This is a genomic window from Microbulbifer sediminum, from assembly GCF_021729035.1.
Taxonomy (GTDB): Bacteria; Pseudomonadota; Gammaproteobacteria; order Pseudomonadales; family Cellvibrionaceae; genus Microbulbifer; species Microbulbifer sediminum.
This window is the reverse complement of record NZ_JAJSAP010000008.1, coordinates 96,090-113,009: the sequence shown is the minus strand read 5'-3', so window position 1 is coordinate 113,009 and position 16,920 is coordinate 96,090. Positions and strand designations below refer to the sequence as shown.

Genomic DNA, 16,920 nt, shown 5'->3' with positions numbered 1-16,920 from the left:
GCAGCCAGCGGGCAGTCGTCGCCCCAGGCAATCGACGACAGGCAACGGACGGCTGCTGGCACCCCGCGTTATTTTTTTTCTCCAGCCGGTTACACTGTCTCCTGCCAGCGCCTGCAACCGGCATGGCCCAGAAACACCGTAGTCAATCCCACTTCAGGGGCCGAATGTGACCAGGTCGCGCCTGACATTTCTGCTTGTGATCTGCTGCCTTCTGGCAGTCATACTGGGGTGGGCATGGCTCGAGCGGGACCGCCTGGCAACCGGGCTAGCCAACCACCTTGCCGGAGAAGCCGAGGTCACGCGCATCGAGGGCCTGCAACTAACCCCCGGTGGACTGGACATCCGTTACGTGTCGCTGGTCCTGTCCAGCGGTACACCAGTCCAGTTGACGGGCATCACAATTTTGAACCCTTTAAGCCTGGCGCTCGGACGTGCGGCGACGCGGAGCGAAATAACCGTCGAAACCCTGCGCCTGGGCAGCACCCCGCCCTCTTCTGCCGCTCGCCCAGCCGTAAAAAGGGTCCACCTAAGTGACCTCCTGGCGATAGTCCGGCGGGCATTGCCACTTCGCCTGGACGTCCGCCACCTGGTCCCCGCCGGGGCCCCGGATCATCCACTCCAGGTACAGCTGGACCGCCCTGGAAGCGGGCGTCAGATCAGGTTCCGGATCTCCGGTGCAGGAGTGGCGGGACTGCTGATCATGGACACGCAGGATCCCGCGACACTCGGGAACGCGCCACTGGGGATAGAGGCCGCACTGGGAGAGTCACCATCCTCCCCGGCCATGGAAATCAGCGGGACTTTAGTACCGGACACAAGCCCTGGCGCACCAGGTACACCGCCGAATTCCTGGGCCAGTGAACTTGCCCTGTCACTCAACCTGGAACACCTTGGCCAAGCCCTCCCAAGGTTGCCAGTGGGGGCCCATATCGGGGAGATTCTGGGGCCCTTGTATCACTCTGTAACCACTGGTCACCCCAGCGGGACACTGCAGGTAGCGCTGAACGGCAATATCCCCGACAACCTGTTAAGCCTGGAACGCTACGGGCCAGCAACCATCAGGATTGACGGTCGGGAAGCAGCGGTCAATCTCACCGCGCTGGAGCCGCCGCTACCAATGAGAATGGTCCTGACCACCGATAAACCGCTTCGACTGGACCTGGCCAGCCTCAAACCCCTGCAAGTTCCCCGGGCCATGGGGGCTGCGCACCTGCGGCTGGCAGCGATCGGCACCCCCGGCACGCATCTCCTCACTGCCGCGGTCCAGGCCCATGGCGAAGCCGGTGTCTCCCGTGTCTCAGCCAATGGCTCGCTCGACCTGGCAGCGACCGTCTCTGTCCTCGAATCCAGCCCCGACAATTTCCTTGGCAGACTACGGGCGGCCGGCATCCGCAGCGCCAAGGGCGAAGTGCTGTTCAACGCCGCTGCCTCCCTGCCGCCTGTCGACCAGTTTACTGGTGACAGTGCCGCCACGAACCTGGTCGTGGAGCTCCAGCCCGGGGGCCAGCCCAGTGCAGATATTGTTGCAGGAAACACAATGCCAACGGCAATACGGCAGCTTTTCCAGGCCCTGTCTCTCAAGCGGGCAAGGGCATCGGCAACACTGGAGGGACCTGTTCGACTCCGTGCGGACCGCTGGCCCGGCCCGATCACCCTAGACAGTGAAACAATCCACTTGGCACTGGCGGACCACTCGGGCACAAAACGACTTTCAGCTACGATGGAATCACTGGAGTGCCGAACAGGTTCTGACAAGCAATGCAGGATCTCACTCACAGCACAGGCACCGAAGTTGGGCGTCGACGGGAAAACCGGTGCTTCCATCGCCGACACCCGCCTTGCATTGCGAGGAAAACTGGTATTCGGTACCGGAGAAAGCAGACTGGACAGCGAGCAGTTTAACATCAGCACAGCGTCATTGAAGGTGGGCGGGCTGGAGGCGGAAAGTGCCACTATTGAATCCGGCGACCTTTCCTGCAAGGCCGGTTCGCAGCAGGTTGTCCGTTGCACCGGCGACCTGCTGGCGACGCTCGTATGGTTCAAGGCCGGGCACCTGGAAGGTGGGGGATCGATCAAGCTGGAAGAGCTGGACCTGGCTCGCCAACAGGACAAGCTGCGGATTTCCGGCGTTTACAGCAGCGATGACTGGAGTACCCGAATTAATGACAAGTATCAGGTAATTGCCGAGGCCCGGGGCAAGTTTGACTTCCGCAATCAGGCCCTGCATGGCGATTCCAAAGTGAAACTGGGACACCTCGAGGCCAATGGCAAATGGCAACATGACTTCTCAACCGATGAAGGCTCCCTGACATTTTCTATCCCTGGGGCAGTATTCAGCCGGGACAGGCCCCTCAGCAACGCGGTCTCAGGTTTACCGGTGGAGCTGGTTTCCGGCCGGCTGCACGCTGTCAGCAGCCTTTCCTGGCCGGCGCGAGACTCAGATATGCTGAATACCGAACTGGAAGGCATTGCAGCCATTTATGACAAGACTTTTGCGGTGGGAATTACCGGTGATATTTCGCTGGCGAGACAGAATGGACAGTGGTACACCCTAAAGCCGCAGCCTATCGCAATCGATAGCATCGATGTGGGCGTTCCTATCGAGAATGCCCGCTTCCAGCTGGCGCTGTCCCCGGGTGGAGACCTGGTAATGAGCGGGCTCAGCGCAGAGCTGCTCGGCGGGAGCGTAAAATCTGAATCAGTTACCTGGAACCTGAATGGAGAAGAACGGCGTAGCCAAGTGTCGTTGGCCGGCGTTTCGCTCGAAGCCCTGAGCAATCAAATGGAGGCCGATAATTTTGCCGCTAGCGGTATACTGGACATGACCATCCCCCTGCATACAGATGCAGGGGGGATCACGGTGGAAAGCGGAACGGTCAAGGCCCGCCCGCCCGGTGGTCGCCTGCGCTACTATGGTGCCTTCTCGCCGGAAATGCTCGCCAGTAATCCGCAACTCAAAATGCTCGCGGGAGCACTGGAGGATTACGACTACCGCTCGCTGAGTGGCACCCTCGAGTATCCCCCCAGTGGTGACATGCAGATGAAACTCAAGCTGGTGGGGCGCAGTGCTTCCGTGGACAAGGACCGCGACCTGATCATTAACCTCAACCTGGAAAACAACATCCCCGCCATGCTCCGCTCACTGCAGGCAAGCCGGGACCTGGCTGACGCCCTGGAAAAACAGCTCCAGTGAGCAATTGCCCGGGTAAACCCGATTCAGTTTGGGTTAAGCTGGGTACCCTAGAATAGAATGGCGTTGAATCGAAGGAGTGCCAGATGAACTATCGCCCACTGCGACCTTTACTGTTCGCGGCCGCCCTGATGACAACCGGCTGTACCCCAACGGTTGCGGTGCAGGCACCCAGCGAACCGATTACCGTTAACCTGAACGTAAAGATCGAGCACGAAATCCGCGTCAAGGTGGACCGTGAGCTGGAGAATCTGTTCGAGGACAAGGAAGGTATTTTCTAAGGAGCCTATGATGAAAACCGTGAAGCACATCCTGCTGGCCCTGACTTTCGCAGTTGCACTACCCGCCGCCGCCATCACCCTGGATGCCGCCCGTAACCAGGGGCTTGTCGGTGAGGCCAACAGCGGCTATATCGCCGTAGTCGACCAAAGTTCGGCAGAACTGGAGCAGCTCGTCGCTGAGGTCAACGCCAAACGCAAGCGCGAGTACACCGCCATTGCCAAACGCAACGGCATCTCTGTCGCCCAGGTGGCCGCTCGCGCCGCAGAGAAACTGGAGGCGCGCCTCCCACCCGGCGCCTATTACCAGGACAACCGTGGTCGCTGGGTACAAAAGTAGGACCGGCCCCCGAAAGAACCGGTACCAAAAAGCCCGCATCCGTTGCCGTGATGCGGGCCTTTGATCCGGTAACAGTGCTGCCAGCCGTGCGGATACTGCGGTTCAGAGATTCCCGAACAGTGACATACCGTCGAGCCCCTGCTTTTCCATGACTTCCCGCAGGCGCTTCAGTGCATCGACCTGGATCTGCCGCACACGCTCGCGCGTCAGGCCAATTTCACGCCCTACTTCTTCCAGGGTACTGGCCTCGTAGCCACGCAGCCCAAAGCGGCGGGAAACCACCTCGCACTGCTTGTCCGGCAGCTCCTCCAGCCAGCGATTGATGCTGTCAAACAGATCGGTGTCCTGCAGCAATTCGGCCGGGTCAGATTCATGCTGGTCCGGTATCGTGTCCACCAGGGTTTTTTCCGAGGAGGGACCAATCGGGGTATCCACCGACGTTACCCGCTCATTCAGGCCCAGCATGCGCTCGACATCCTCAACGGGCTTCTCCAGCAGCGTCGCGATTTCCTCCGCCGAGGGCTCATGGTCGAGCTTTTGCGCCAGCTCCCGCGAAGCGCGAAGGTAGACATTCAGCTCCTTGACCACATGAATCGGCAACCGGATAGTCCGCGTCTGGTTCATAATGGCCCGCTCGATTGTCTGGCGGATCCACCATGTGGCGTAAGTGGAAAAACGGAAACCGCGCTCCGGGTCAAACTTCTCCACCGCACGAATCAGGCCCAGGTTGCCCTCCTCAATAAGATCGAGCAAAGCGAGGCCGCGGCTTACATAACGACGCGCAATCTTTACCACCAGCCGTAGGTTACTCTCGATCATGCGCTTTCGCGCTGCCGCATCACCGCGCAGGGCCTTACGCGCGTAGTAAACCTCTTCCTCCGCTGTCAGCAGGGGGGAAAAGCCGATTTCATTGAGGTAAAGCTGGGTCGCGTCGAGGTTCTTCTGCAGGTAGGTATCGCTATCGCTCCTGCGCACCCGGGGTTTGAGCGGTGTAGGCTCGGAAGTTGTTTTTGCCGCTTTTTTCACGGGCCGGCGCCCGGCTTTCGGTTTAGCCTCTCCGGAAGGCTTTGCCTGAACTTTCTGTTTTGACTGATCTGCTGCCAACTCTGGAGGAAGATCTGCTTCGCCAGCCACAGAAGACTGGTGTTGCCGTTGTGCATCCATTTCCCCAACTCCTTGTACTATGCCAATATCAGCCGCACCTCGGGCAAGCAGGGCCAAGGAGCCCCGTTACTTTCGGCGCGACAGCCACCGGGCCTGGACGACCGCTGGGGAGGGCGCGGGTACACTTACAAGGAAGGACTATCTTGATGCCGACCTTGCAGCCGTCACTACTCCGGTGACTACCTCAAGTGGTACAAACAAAAATCCATTTTTATCTGCAGAGCCTTCGGGCCACCTGGGTTATGGCAGGTAGGTCATGGGGTCGACCGGCTGACCGTTGCGACGGATCTCGAAGTGGAGCTTGTTGCGGCTGGTACCACTTGAACCCAGTTCCGCGATCCTCTGCCCCGCTTTCACCGTGCTGCCCTCCTTCACAAGAAGCTTGTGATTATGGGCATAAGCACTCAGATACTCCTCACTGTGCTTGACGATCAGCAGGTTTCCGTAGCCTCGTAGCGCACTTCCCGCGTAGATCACAGTGCCATCGGCTGCTGCAAGGACAGAGTCCCCCTTTTCCCCGGCAATATCAACTCCCTTGCGGAGGGGGTCCCCGGAAGCAAAGCGGCTGATCAACTTGCCGCGGGCAGGCCATTGCCACCGGATGGGGCCGCCCGAGGGCGCTGGTGTCGGTTTCTTAACCGGTCGGGGTGTCAAGGATTTTGAGCGCACAGGCGGCTTTGGCCTTGCCTGTTCCGGTTTTCTTACCGGTGCCCTGGCGACGGATTTCACCACCGGCCTCGAAGCCGGCCGGGACTTGGCGACAGGCTCAGGCCGTGATTCAACGCGCGGCGCCTTACCGTATAGTCTCAGCCGCTGGCCTGGGTAAATACTGTACGGAGCCCCTATACCATTCAGCGCTGCGAGCTCACGATAATCCCGCCCGTACCGCCAGGCGATGGAATAGAGAGTCTCCCCTTTGCTGACTGTATGGTGACCTATACGGATACTGGGAGGCTGGGCCAGGGAGCTGGTGGGCGCCGCGGGACTGGAGCACGCGGCAATGGCGACCGGCAACAGTCCAAAGATTAATATTTTAAACACACGACGAGCTTTCTGACTGAAAGCAGAACCATTGTCGCGCCATTGGCAGTGCCTAAAATGTTGAATCAAGTGACATTCCATTATTCTCTTTTTACATCAACCCGGAACATTTATGGAAAAAGTGTATAAAAAAATGTTCCGAAATTGTGCCCCCAAACCACAGAAAACACTGTCCATCCGACCTAAAACAGGTCACAGGGAAAGAAAGTAGCTTTTCGCGCCCCTTATTTGTGCGCGGGGCTTACTGCCCTGCCCAGGTGATCTACGGCAAGGACCAGCACCACCGCCAGCAACGCGGCCGCTGTCGCCTGCAGGATGAACGGCTCGGCCCCGGTTTCCCCGGCAAATCGCCACGGCAGCGCGTTGGACAACAGCGGGGTCAACTTGTCCCCCGCCACTAACGATTCTTCCGGTAGCTTCCAGGGCCAGACGATTTTAAGGCTGCCGAGCAGCACACCGGCGAGGAATGCCAGGGTCCGGGCCGGAAAATGGTGCATCAGCCAGGATAACAGCCGGCTGAACAGCATAAGCCCGGTAACCGCCCCGCCTGCAAAACAGAGAAGGTTGGCAACCTGCAGTTCGTGCACCGCCTCCAGCACCCGCGGGTAGATACCGATCAACAAAAGAATAAAAGAGCCCGAAATCCCGGGCAGTATCATGGCGCAGATCGCCAGGGCTCCGGACAGGAACAGGGTTACCGGCGTTGCGGTCACCTGTCCCGGGCGGACCTCACTGACACCCACCGCAAGCAGTACACCCAGCACCAGGCAGGCGAACACCGACCAGCCCCAGCGGGGGACCTGGCGGAGGATAGGCACGGTGGACGCCAGGATCAGGCCGAAAAAGAAAGACCAGACCACTATTGGGTAATTATCCAGCAGGAAACTGATCAGGCCCGCAAGGCTGAACACACTCACCAGTATCCCGCAGAACAGCGCCAGGAGGAAATTGCCATTGATGTACTGCCATGCCACCAAGGGGCCATGGCGCCTGAGTAAAGTCACGCAATGCGGGCCGATCTGGCTCAGGCTGTCGAGTAACTCACGGTAGATCCCGGTGATAAAGGCAATGGTGCCACCGGAAACGCCGGGAACCACATCTGCGGCGCCCATTGCCATGCCCCGCAGCACAATGCCCCAATAGCGGCTTTTCAGGGAGGCCAGGCCGTCCATCAACGAATCACCCCCGACAGCAGCGGCACGAATCGGACCGGTTCCAGCCGCTCGACTTCAAAGCGGTCGCTGTCCTCCCGCCGCGTCACCAGGGTCAGGAACTGGCGCTCGGTACCTACCGGAATCACCAGGACCCCCTCAGGCGCGAGCTGCTCCTTCAATTCCATCGGGATGCTGGACGGCGCCGCAGCGGTAAGGATTGCATCGAAGGGCCCCTTCTCGGGCCAGCCGAATCCCTCACTACTGACCTTTGTCTCCACATTGTATATACCCAGCTCCCGCAACCGGCTTCGTGCCTGCCCCAGCAGCGGGGCAATGCGCTCCACCGAGCACAGGTGCTCAACCAGCCGCGCAAGGATTGCCGTCTGGTACCCGGAGCCGGTGCCGACCTCCAGCACCCGGTGCAGGGATTTGGCGCGGCTCAGCAGCAACTCAGTCATCCGCGCGACAATATAGGGCTGGGAAATCGTCTGGCCATACCCGATCGGGAGCGAGGTATCCTCGTAAGCCCGGATGGCAAGGGCTTCATCGAGAAACAGGTGACGGGGGGTGGATGCCATTACCTCGAGCACTTCCTCGTTCTGGATTCCCCCTTCCCGCAGACGCTGTATCAGGCGGTTGCGGGTGCGCTGGGATGTCATCCCCAGCCCTTCGCGTTTCAAGCGGTCCATAGTGTCCCTTTCAACTGGCGACGGGCCCCTGGTCCCGTCGGCGTGCCGGCTCTGTCGCCGGTTATGATTCTTAGTTGTCGTCTATTTTATGGCGGCATTCGCAACGTTGGCCAGTTCTGCCAGTTCCCGTAATACCGCGGTGGCAAAAGCACCGACAGGAAGGGCGAAGGCCAGCTCCAGGTCATCGCCAAGCCATTCACTCTCCAGCGCCTCCGGCTTCAGAACCAGGGGCCGCCGCTCCTGTTTGAGACCACAGTGCTCCAGCCAGTCGCACCAGGGCTGCCACGGCTCAATCGCGTGCGCCTCGAGTTCGGCCAGCGCCGCGCCGGCCGGGTTCCTGCCTCGCCCCCACAAGGGACCGGTGGGCATGGTGTCGGGCTCCCCGTCCAGTAACCGCTGCCAGTTGCCGTCCAGCACCCGCCGCGCCAGGACCTGGTTGAACAGCCAGCTGCGGGCTGCTGACATGGCGAAAGTACGCTCGCTCTTACGGCTGCGCCCTCCCTCTTCTGCCAGCCGCCGCGCCAGCGACAGGTTGCCACCAGCGCGCCCGAAGCGCTGCTCGCCGAAATAATTCGGCACCCCGCCAGAGAGGCGGTCGATCAGTGTGTCGGCCTTATCCCGATCACCGTGCACATCACGCAGCCGGATCCGGAAGCGGTTGCCGGCATGCTCCCCGCGACGCAACTTGCGCGGGCCGCGCCCATGCTGGAGCAGTTCTATCTCCTCATTGACCACGGCGCCCCAGTCGGGTTCGGGCTTTTGTGCCAGCCAGACGCTGAACCATTGTGTGGTGACCGCATGGCGATCCTTGAGACCGTAATAACTCACGTCCCGCGGTGCCACGCCAGCCACCCGGGCAAGCTGTTGCGCCACCCAGCCGGTGTTGGCGCCGCGCTTGCGAACCTGCAGGTAGACATGCTCACCCGACTCGGCGAGTGTGGGAGCAGCCAGCTCCTCTACCACAAAATCCTCCGGCTCGCGCCGGAACAGGGCGCTGATCGCCGGGCCGCCCAGTGTACGCGGCCAGTCCAGGTCCCATTGCTCAGTCATCCACGCGCTCCAGCAGCACCGACGCCATGGCCGCGATGCCCTCACCCCGGCCGGTAAACCCGAGGCGCTCACTGGTGGTCGCCTTGACACTCACATCAGCGGGAGCGACAGCGCAGTCAGCGGCAATATTGGCCCGCATCTCACCGATATGGGGTGCCATTTTTGGCTTCTGAGCAATCAGGGTGCAGTCGGCGTTGCCCAGTCGGTAACCGCGTCGCTGTATCTCCCCGACCACGTGGCGCAACAGGCCGCGACTATCCGCACCCGCAAAGCGGCTGTCCGTATCGGGGAAATGATGGCCAATATCACCGAGGGCCAGCGCGCCCAGGAGGGCATCGGCCAGCGCATGGAGCAATACGTCTCCATCGCTGTGGGCTTCGAGCCCGCGGCTGTGGGGAATCCTGACACCGCCAAGAATGACATGGTCTCCCTCTCCGAAGGCATGCACGTCAAAGCCCTGGCCAATTCGAATACTCACTTGCGATTCTTCTCTCTGTTACTTACCCGTCGCCCGTCGCTTCAGCAGTTGTTCAACGCCTGGGTTCCGTCGCCGCGTAGCGCAGCCTCAGGACAGCCTCGGCCAGCGGGATGTCCGCAGGCAGGGTCACTTTGATGTTGTCCCTGCGGCCCTCCACCAGCAGCGGGCGATGGCCCTCCAGCTCCAGTGCACTGGCTTCATCGGTAATGCCCTCGCCCCGCTCCAGGCCCCTGCGCAGGCAGCGGTGTAGTTCCCCGAGCGGTGCCCGCTGGGGAGTCTGCGCCTGCCAGATGTGTGCTCGATCAAGGGTCTCGGCCACCCGTTCGCAACCCCCTTCCGCTTTGCCCAGCTTCAGCGTGTCGCTGGACCGCTGTGCCAGTAATGCCATTGGCTCGCTGTCGTCATCGAGCAGCGCGTGGATGTCATCGAGCGAGATACAGGGCCGGGCTGCATCGTGTACCAGCACCTGGGTTTCAGGCGCCACCCGGCCGGCAAGGAAGTTGAGGGCCTCCAGCACGGAATGGGCACGCTCTGGGCCACCGGTCGCCCGGTGCACCCGGTTGTCCGAGGATTCTGGAATATGCTGGTAGTAGGGATCATCATCGGATACTGCCACCACGACACCGGCCAGCCCCGGCCAGGTCAGGATATTGCGCAGAGTGAGGGAAAGGAGTGGGCGACCCAACAGGGGGAGGTATTGCTTGGGACGATCGGCCCCCATCCTCTTGCCCACCCCTGCGGCGGGAACCACTACCCAGTAGCCTGAAATCACTGGTTTTGGCCCTCCTCGGGATCGAGAAAGATAAACAGTGTCTCGCCCTCCTTGATCAGGCCAAGGTCGTAACGTGCCTTCGCCTCGACCCCTTCGGTACCTTCCTTGACACTGCGCACTTCACGCAACAGCTGCCGGTTTTCCCGCAACAGGGCCGCGTTTTTTTCACGCTGTTCGTCAAGCTGGCGCTGCAGCCGCGATACTTCCGCCATGCTGCCCTCACCGACCCATAGGCGGTACTGCATGACAAGCAGGGAAACAACAAGGAAAGCCAGCAACCATTTCATAACGGTGTCAATCATTTACCGGCCCGCGAATGCGGCAAGATGCCGCATTCGCGGGGACAGGCGCTTACTTGAACTCCGCGCGGCCGCGATAAGGAGCCTTACCGTCCAGTTCTGCCTCGATACGCAGCAGGCGGTTGTACTTCGCCACGCGGTCGGACCGGCACAGGGAGCCGGTCTTGATCTGGCCCGCAGCAGTTGCCACGGCCAGGTCGGCGATGGTGGTATCCTCGGTCTCGCCGGAACGGTGGGAGATCACCGCCGTGTAACCAGCTTCCTTGGCCATCTTGATCGCGTCCAGGGTCTCGCTCAGGGAACCGATCTGGTTGAACTTGATCAGGATGGAATTACCCACGCCCTTCTCGATACCCTCTTTCAGGATCTTGGTATTGGTTACGAACAGGTCGTCGCCCACCAGCTGGACCTTGTCACCGATTTTGTCGGTGAGGATCTTCCAGCCATCCCAGTCACCCTCGTCCATGCCATCCTCGATGGACAGGATCGGATAGTTCGCGGAGAGGTCTGCCAGGTAATCAGCAAAGCCGGCACTGTCGAACTGCTTGCCCTCACCGGACAGGTCGTATTTGCCGTCCTTATAGAATTCGGATGAGGCGCAGTCCAAAGCCAGGGTAATGTCGTCGCCCAGCTTGTAGCCAGCCTTCTCTACCGCCTCGGCGATTACTTTCAGTGCAGCTTCATTGGACGGCAGGTTGGGAGCAAAACCACCCTCATCGCCCACGGCAGTGTTGAGGCCCTGGGCCGACAGTACCTTCTTGAGGGAATGGAAGATCTCGGCACCCTGGCGCAGGGCTTCGGCAAAGCTCTTGGCCTTTACCGGCTGGATCATGAATTCCTGGATATCCACATTGTTGTCAGCATGCTCGCCACCATTGAGGATATTCATCATCGGCACCGGCATGGTGTATTCACCCGCCGTGCCATTCACTTCCGCAATGTGCTGGTAAAGCGGCACATTCTTGGAAGCCGCCGCGGCCTTGGCCGCCGCCAGGGAAACCGCCAGGATTGCATTGGCGCCCAGCGTGGATTTGTTCTCGGTGCCGTCAGCATCGATCATTGCCTTGTCCAGCGCACGCTGGTCAGCGGCGTCCATACCCTTGAGCAGGTCGGCAATAGTGGTGTTGATATTCTCTACCGCTTTCAGCACCCCTTTACCCAGGTAACGCCCCTTATCCCCATCACGCAGCTCCAGCGCCTCGCGGGAGCCCGTGGATGCACCGGAGGGTGCGCAGGCGGAACCGATGGAACCATCCTCCAGGACAACGTCCGCTTCCACGGTGGGGTTACCACGGGAATCCAGCACTTCAAAGGCTTTGACAGCAACGATCTTGCTCATTAACAGACTCCATGTTGAAAGTTATTTAATTGAAAGTGTTCGACCGCGGGGACAATAACCCCCACGACTTGTTCGATCCCGGCGCTACTTGGTATCCAGCGGCTCGAAGCCCTTCACCAGGTCATCCACCGCTTTCATCTGGGCCAGGAAAGGTTCCAGCTTCTCCAGCGGCAGGGCACTGGGCCCGTCACACAGGGCCTTATCCGGATCCGGGTGTGCCTCGAGGAACAGGCCGGCGATGCCCACCGCCAGTCCCGCACGTCCCAGCTCGGTCACCTGGGCGCGTCGGCCACCTGAGGCAGCGCCAGAGGGGTCGCGCATCTGCAGCGAGTGGGTGACGTCAAAAATCAGTGGCGCACCGCCGGAAGCATCGATCATGGTGCGGAAGCCCAGCATATCCACCACCAGGTTGTCATAACCGAAGCAGGCACCGCGCTCGCACAGGATGATTTTCTCGTTACCACCCTCGGCGAACTTTTCCACCACGTTCTTCACCTGCGGCGGGCTCATAAACTGGGGCTTTTTCACATTGATCACAGCGCCGGTGGCCGCCATCGCCTTCACCAGGTCTGTCTGCCGGGCCAGGAAGGCCGGCAGCTGGATTACATCCACCACCTCAGCGACTGGTGCAGCCTGGTCTGGCTCGTGCACATCGGTGATCAGGGGAACACCGAAAGTCTTCTTGATTTCCTCGAAGATTTTCAGGCCCTCTTCCATACCCGGACCTCGGTAGGAATGGATGGAGGATCGGTTGGCCTTGTCGAAGGAAGCCTTGAACACGTAGGGAATACCGAGCTTCTCGGTCACTTTGACATAGTGTTCGGCCACCTGCATGGCCAGGTCGCGGGACTCCAGTACATTCATGCCGCCGAACAGCGTGAAGGGGCTATCGTTGGCGACCCGGACTTTTCCGACTTCAATGGTTTTCATTTTCTTCCCTTTGTCTTGCGCTCTACCGTCAGGGGGAAATACGCAGATGGGCTGTATACATGCAAAAAGGCCCGCGGGCGGGCCCTGTTTTTTATACGTCCTGCTTATCGTGCTGGCGCATGGCCGCGGCTACAAAGCTCTCAAACAGCGGGTGGCCATCGCGCGGCGTCGAGGTGAATTCCGGGTGGAACTGGCAGGCGACAAACCAGGGATGCTCCGGTAGCTCGACCATTTCCACCAGGGTGTCATCCGCAGACCAGCCACCGATCTTCAGGCCTGCCTTCTGCAGGCGATCAACGTAATTGTTGTTGACCTCATAGCGATGGCGATGGCGCTCGACGATTACATCCGCACCATATATCTCACGGGCCTTGCTGTCCTTGGCAAGCCGACACTCCTGGCCGCCGAGACGCATGGTGCCCCCCAGGTCGGACTGCTCATCGCGCTTCTCGACCTTGCCCTCACTATCAATCCACTCGGTGATCAGTCCTATCACCGGATGACTGGTGTTGACATCAAACTCGGTGCTGTTGGCCTCTTTCAGGCCCAGCACATTGCGGGCGTACTCAATGACCACGGACTGCAGGCCAAGACAAATACCCAGGAAAGGAATGCCATTCTCCCGCGCATAACGCACAGACTCGAGCTTGCCTTCCAGGCCGCGCTCGCCGAACCCGCCAGGCACCAGGATGGCGTCGGCGTCCTTGATCAGGTCCAGCCCGCCCTCGGCCTCCACATCCTCGGCGTTGACGAAATCAATATCGACCTTGCAGCGATGCTTGATACCGGCATGGGTCAGCGACTCGATCAGCGACTTGTAGGCATCCAGCAGCTCCATGTACTTACCGACCATGGCAATTTTCACTTCGTGGTCGGGATTCAGCTTGCCATCCACAACCCCGTCCCACTCGGACAGGTCAGGCGCTTCGCACTCCAGCTGCAGCTTTTCCACCACGATATCGTCGAGGCCATAGGTATGCAGCAGGCGCGGCACGCTATAGATGGTCTTGGCATCCGGCAGCGGCACCACCGCCCGCTCCTCGACATTGGTGAACAGCGCAATCTTGCGCCGCGAATCCTCGTCGATCTCACGCTCGGAGCGGCAAAGCAGAATATCCGGCTGTAGGCCGATAGAGCGCAGCTCCTTCACGGAGTGCTGGGTCGGCTTGGTCTTGGTCTCACCGGCAGTGGCGATAAACGGCACGTAGCTCAGGTGGATCAACAGGGCGCGGTTGAGTCCCAGCTCCACGCGCAGCTGGCGTACTGACTCCAGGAACGGCTGGGATTCGATATCTCCCACAGTGCCGCCGATTTCGACGATGGCCACGTCCATGTCGCGGCCGCCTTCCAGTACCCGGCGCTTGATCTCGTCAGTAATGTGCGGGATCACCTGCACGGTACCGCCCAGGTAGTCACCGCGGCGCTCCTTGCGCAGCACGGTTTCGTAGACCCGGCCGGTGGTGAAGTTGTTGCGCTTGGACATGCGCGTGCGGATGAACCGCTCATAGTGCCCCAGGTCCAGGTCCGTCTCGGCGCCATCTTCGGTCACATAGACCTCGCCGTGCTGGAAGGGGCTCATGGTGCCCGGGTCAACGTTGATATAGGGGTCAAGCTTGAGGATGGTTACCTTGAGGCCGCGCGCTTCAAGAATAGCGGCCAGGGAGGCGGAGGCGATACCTTTCCCCAACGAGGAAACCACGCCACCGGTAACAAATATATAGCGCGTCATGCAAAACCTTGGTCAATCTGAGTGCCCGATGGAATCGGGTTGCGGGGCTGGCAGAGGCCGCACCGGGTGGCGCCATTCCTCTGCCTCGAGATGGGACGCCAGACTACCAGAATGCAGGATTCTGCTCAATCAGAAAACGTCTCCGGTTGCCAGCGGGGGACCTCCGGCAACGACTCACTCCCGGCAACGCGGCACAGGAACAGGTCGCCAACGGCCAGCATTCGCTCCCCCTCAAAGATTAGTGGAACCCGCTCGCGCAGCCAGGGCTCCAGCCCGTACTCCTGCAGTAGCTTCTTGAGCACCTGGGAATGCGGCCGCCCCACCGGCCTGGCCCGCTCACCACCATGGCGAAAGCGCACCCGGTAATTCCCCCTGGGCCATCCAGCCGGGGGGAGCAGCATCCCGGCACCCGGGATACGAAGGGCCTCCGTCCCGGACCAGGCCAGCTCCAGGTCCGGATCGGCGGGCTCCAGGGGCGGCAGCAAGTAGAGGCGCTCCCGGTAACGCCGGGCGGACAGGGCACAGAGCTCGACCGCCGGCTGGCGATCGCCGCGCGCCTCTCCCACCTGGCGCAGGAGTTCATCCAGCTGCACCGCGGTGGGCGCCTCCCATGCATGCTGGTACACCCAGTACCGCAGCAGGTTCTTGCGCCGTGCCAGACTCAGGGTATCCAGGGCTTCCAGGCCGATACTCTCCCCGCAGCGCTCGCTGCGCAAGCCACAGGCCCGCAGGTCTTCCAGAGCAACCTCCTGCAGTAGCTCCGCAGCCTCCCCCAGGTTGGCAGCCGCACGCCCCACCCGCTCGCGGAGGGGCCAGCGCGCCCGCAGCCCGGGCATCACTTCCCGGCGCAGGTAGTTGCGATCAAAACGCGTATCCTCATTGCTCTCGTCCTCCACCCAGGCGAGACCGGCCTCCCTGGCATACCGCTCCAGCTCCGGGCGCCCGATACCCAGCAGCAGTCGCACCAGCCGTCCCCGCCCCAGCGGCCGATCGGCCGCCATGCCGGCCAGGCCCTGCACACCGGCGCCGCGCAGCAGGCGCAACAGGAAGGTTTCCGCCTGGTCATCGCCATGGTGCGCGGTCAGCAGCTGGTCCCCGTCCTGCAGGACGCCGGCAAAGGCGGCGTAACGGGCACGTCGCGCGGCCTCTTCCAGCCCCCGGCCACTGTCGCTGACCGTTACACGCTCAGCGACAAAGGGAATATCGAGGGATATGGCCAACTCCTGGCAGTGCGCCTCCCAATCCGCGGAGTTCCGTGATAACTGGTGGTTCACGTGGATTGCGCTACAGGGCACGCCCAGTGCACTGAGCAGATGCAGCAAGACACAGGAATCGAGCCCGCCACTCAGGGCGACCCAGCGGCGCCCGTTGCAGGGATGCGCCGCCAGCGCCGCTGCCAGCCGTCGCTGTATATTCCCGACTTGATCGTGCATATCTCCCCACGCCGGATACTACCGGCCCAATCCGCACCTGCCACACACTGAAAAATGAAAAAGGCGCCGGCGACTCTCGCCCGGCGCCCTGTTGCGCTCAGTCTACAACAATGTCTTCAACAATCCCCACGACACTCCAGTGGGGGTATGCCGCGGCCAGCCGGTTAGCGGATGGCCTCCGCCACCCGGGTGCCAAGGGCACCGGCGGAAGCCGGGTTCTGCCCCGTGATCAGCCGGCCATCAACGACCACATGGGATTGCCAGTCCGCAGCGCTGCTGAACTGCGCCCCCGCCGACTCCAGAGCGTCTTCCAGCATAAAAGGTACCGTGCCGGCCAGGCCGACTGCCCGCTCCTCGCTGTTGGTAAATCCCGTCACCTTGCGCCCCTCGATCAGGCTGCTGCCATCCTCCAGCGTAATACCCAGGAGGGCTGCCGGGCCGTGGCACACTGCCGCCACCACGCCACCGCGGTCATAGATTGCCGCTGCCACCCGGTTGACGGCTTCATTGCGCGGAAAGTCCCACATGGTTCCATGGCCGCCGACAAAGATGACCGCAGCGTAGGAAGAGGGATCTACCGATGCCAGTGCCGGCGTATCCTGGATTTGTTGCCGGGTTTCCCCCGAGGCCAGGAACCGGCTGTTGTCCGCATCTTCTTTCTCCAGGCTACGGGGATCGATGGGAGCTTCACCACCAGCGATACTCGCGATATCCACCCCAATCCCCGCGTCGGCCAGGGCGAAGTAGGGATGTGTCAGCTCCGCCATCCAGAATCCGGTTTCTTTACCAGTGTCCCCCATCCGGTCGTGGCTCGTCAGCACCATCAGGACTCGCTCTTCGGCCATGGCGCCGGAAGTTGAGATTCCCAGCAGGACCAATGCCACCAGATTTATCAGTGCTTTCATCGGGTATCCTCAATTCAAGTGCCTGTCATGGACCCAAGCGTAACCGGCATCTGGCCATCGATAAAATCGAAAACCCGGATCTGGCTTATCCATTTTTTCTATTACAGCTGTGTGGCGATAACTCCGCCT

General features: G+C 61.0%; 16 protein-coding genes. 3 read left to right on the top strand and 13 right to left on the bottom strand.

Features of this window, described 5'->3' with window-relative positions; translation table 11 throughout:
- Positions 1–166: 166 nt before the first annotated feature.
- The 3 genes from LVD11_RS14270 to LVD11_RS14260 all read left to right on the top strand — a co-directional run bounded on the left by LVD11_RS14270 (position 167) and on the right by LVD11_RS14260 (position 3,808).
- Positions 167–3,193 (top strand): intermembrane phospholipid transport YdbH family protein, encoded by a 3,027-nt coding sequence (locus tag LVD11_RS14270; protein WP_439651293.1) that lies wholly within the window; start codon positions 167–169, stop codon positions 3,191–3,193.
- An 83-nt stretch (positions 3,194–3,276) separates the two neighbouring features.
- On the top strand, positions 3,277–3,471 hold the full coding sequence (locus LVD11_RS14265) for a YnbE family lipoprotein (RefSeq protein WP_237060117.1): 195 nt from the start codon (positions 3,277–3,279) through the stop codon (positions 3,469–3,471).
- A gap of 10 nt (positions 3,472–3,481) precedes the next feature.
- Entirely contained in the window at positions 3,482–3,808 is a 327-nt protein-coding gene (locus LVD11_RS14260; protein ID WP_237060116.1) for a YdbL family probable chaperone protein, read from the top strand.
- Between the two features lie 102 nt (positions 3,809–3,910).
- Here LVD11_RS14260 and rpoS read toward each other — a convergent pair whose 3' ends face one another.
- From rpoS to LVD11_RS14195, 13 genes are all read right to left on the bottom strand, one after another.
- Positions 3,911–4,834: an RNA polymerase sigma factor RpoS gene (gene rpoS, locus LVD11_RS14255; protein WP_369413324.1), complete on the bottom strand. Its 924-nt coding sequence runs from the start codon at positions 4,832–4,834 to the stop codon at positions 3,911–3,913.
- Positions 4,835–5,212: 378 nt separating this feature from the next.
- Positions 5,213–6,094, bottom strand: coding sequence for a peptidoglycan DD-metalloendopeptidase family protein (locus LVD11_RS14250; protein ID WP_369413323.1), 882 nt, complete (start codon positions 6,092–6,094; stop codon positions 5,213–5,215).
- A 143-nt stretch (positions 6,095–6,237) separates the two neighbouring features.
- On the bottom strand, positions 6,238–7,185 hold the full coding sequence (locus LVD11_RS14245; RefSeq protein ID WP_237060114.1) for a DUF368 domain-containing protein: 948 nt from the start codon (positions 7,183–7,185) through the stop codon (positions 6,238–6,240).
- The gene (locus LVD11_RS14240; RefSeq protein WP_237060113.1) at positions 7,185–7,856 is read right to left on the bottom strand and encodes a protein-L-isoaspartate(D-aspartate) O-methyltransferase; all 672 of its coding nucleotides are present in this window, start codon (positions 7,854–7,856) and stop codon (positions 7,185–7,187) included. The genes LVD11_RS14245 and LVD11_RS14240 overlap by 1 nt, the downstream gene beginning before the upstream one ends.
- 81 nt (positions 7,857–7,937) lie before the next feature.
- A complete protein-coding gene (truD, locus tag LVD11_RS14235; RefSeq protein ID WP_237060111.1) occupies positions 7,938–8,906 on the bottom strand; it encodes a tRNA pseudouridine(13) synthase TruD in 969 nt (322 codons plus the stop codon).
- Entirely contained in the window at positions 8,899–9,378 is a 480-nt protein-coding gene (gene ispF, locus LVD11_RS14230) for a 2-C-methyl-D-erythritol 2,4-cyclodiphosphate synthase (RefSeq protein ID WP_237060196.1), read from the bottom strand. Before ispF ends, truD begins: the two co-directional genes overlap by 8 nt.
- A gap of 58 nt (positions 9,379–9,436) precedes the next feature.
- Positions 9,437–10,156 carry a 2-C-methyl-D-erythritol 4-phosphate cytidylyltransferase gene (ispD, locus tag LVD11_RS14225; RefSeq protein ID WP_237060109.1) on the bottom strand — a complete coding sequence of 240 codons (720 nt, stop codon included), beginning with the start codon at positions 10,154–10,156 and terminating at the stop codon, positions 9,437–9,439.
- Positions 10,153–10,443 (bottom strand): septum formation initiator family protein, encoded by a 291-nt coding sequence (locus LVD11_RS14220; protein ID WP_237060194.1) that lies wholly within the window; start codon positions 10,441–10,443, stop codon positions 10,153–10,155. Before LVD11_RS14220 ends, ispD begins: the two co-directional genes overlap by 4 nt.
- A gap of 64 nt (positions 10,444–10,507) precedes the next feature.
- Positions 10,508–11,794, bottom strand: coding sequence for a phosphopyruvate hydratase (eno, locus tag LVD11_RS14215; RefSeq protein WP_237060107.1), 1,287 nt, complete (start codon positions 11,792–11,794; stop codon positions 10,508–10,510).
- Positions 11,795–11,878: 84 nt separating this feature from the next.
- Complete coding sequence (kdsA, locus tag LVD11_RS14210; RefSeq protein WP_237060105.1) at positions 11,879–12,724, bottom strand: 3-deoxy-8-phosphooctulonate synthase; 846 nt, start codon at positions 12,722–12,724, stop codon at positions 11,879–11,881.
- 91 nt (positions 12,725–12,815) lie between these two features.
- A complete protein-coding gene (gene pyrG / locus LVD11_RS14205) occupies positions 12,816–14,453 on the bottom strand; it encodes a CTP synthase (protein ID WP_237060103.1) in 1,638 nt (545 codons plus the stop codon).
- Between the two features lie 125 nt (positions 14,454–14,578).
- A complete protein-coding gene (tilS, locus tag LVD11_RS14200; protein ID WP_237060101.1) occupies positions 14,579–15,886 on the bottom strand; it encodes a tRNA lysidine(34) synthetase TilS in 1,308 nt (435 codons plus the stop codon).
- 164 nt (positions 15,887–16,050) lie between these two features.
- Complete coding sequence (locus LVD11_RS14195; protein ID WP_237060100.1) at positions 16,051–16,791, bottom strand: type 1 glutamine amidotransferase domain-containing protein; 741 nt, start codon at positions 16,789–16,791, stop codon at positions 16,051–16,053.
- Positions 16,792–16,920: the final 129 nt, after the last annotated feature.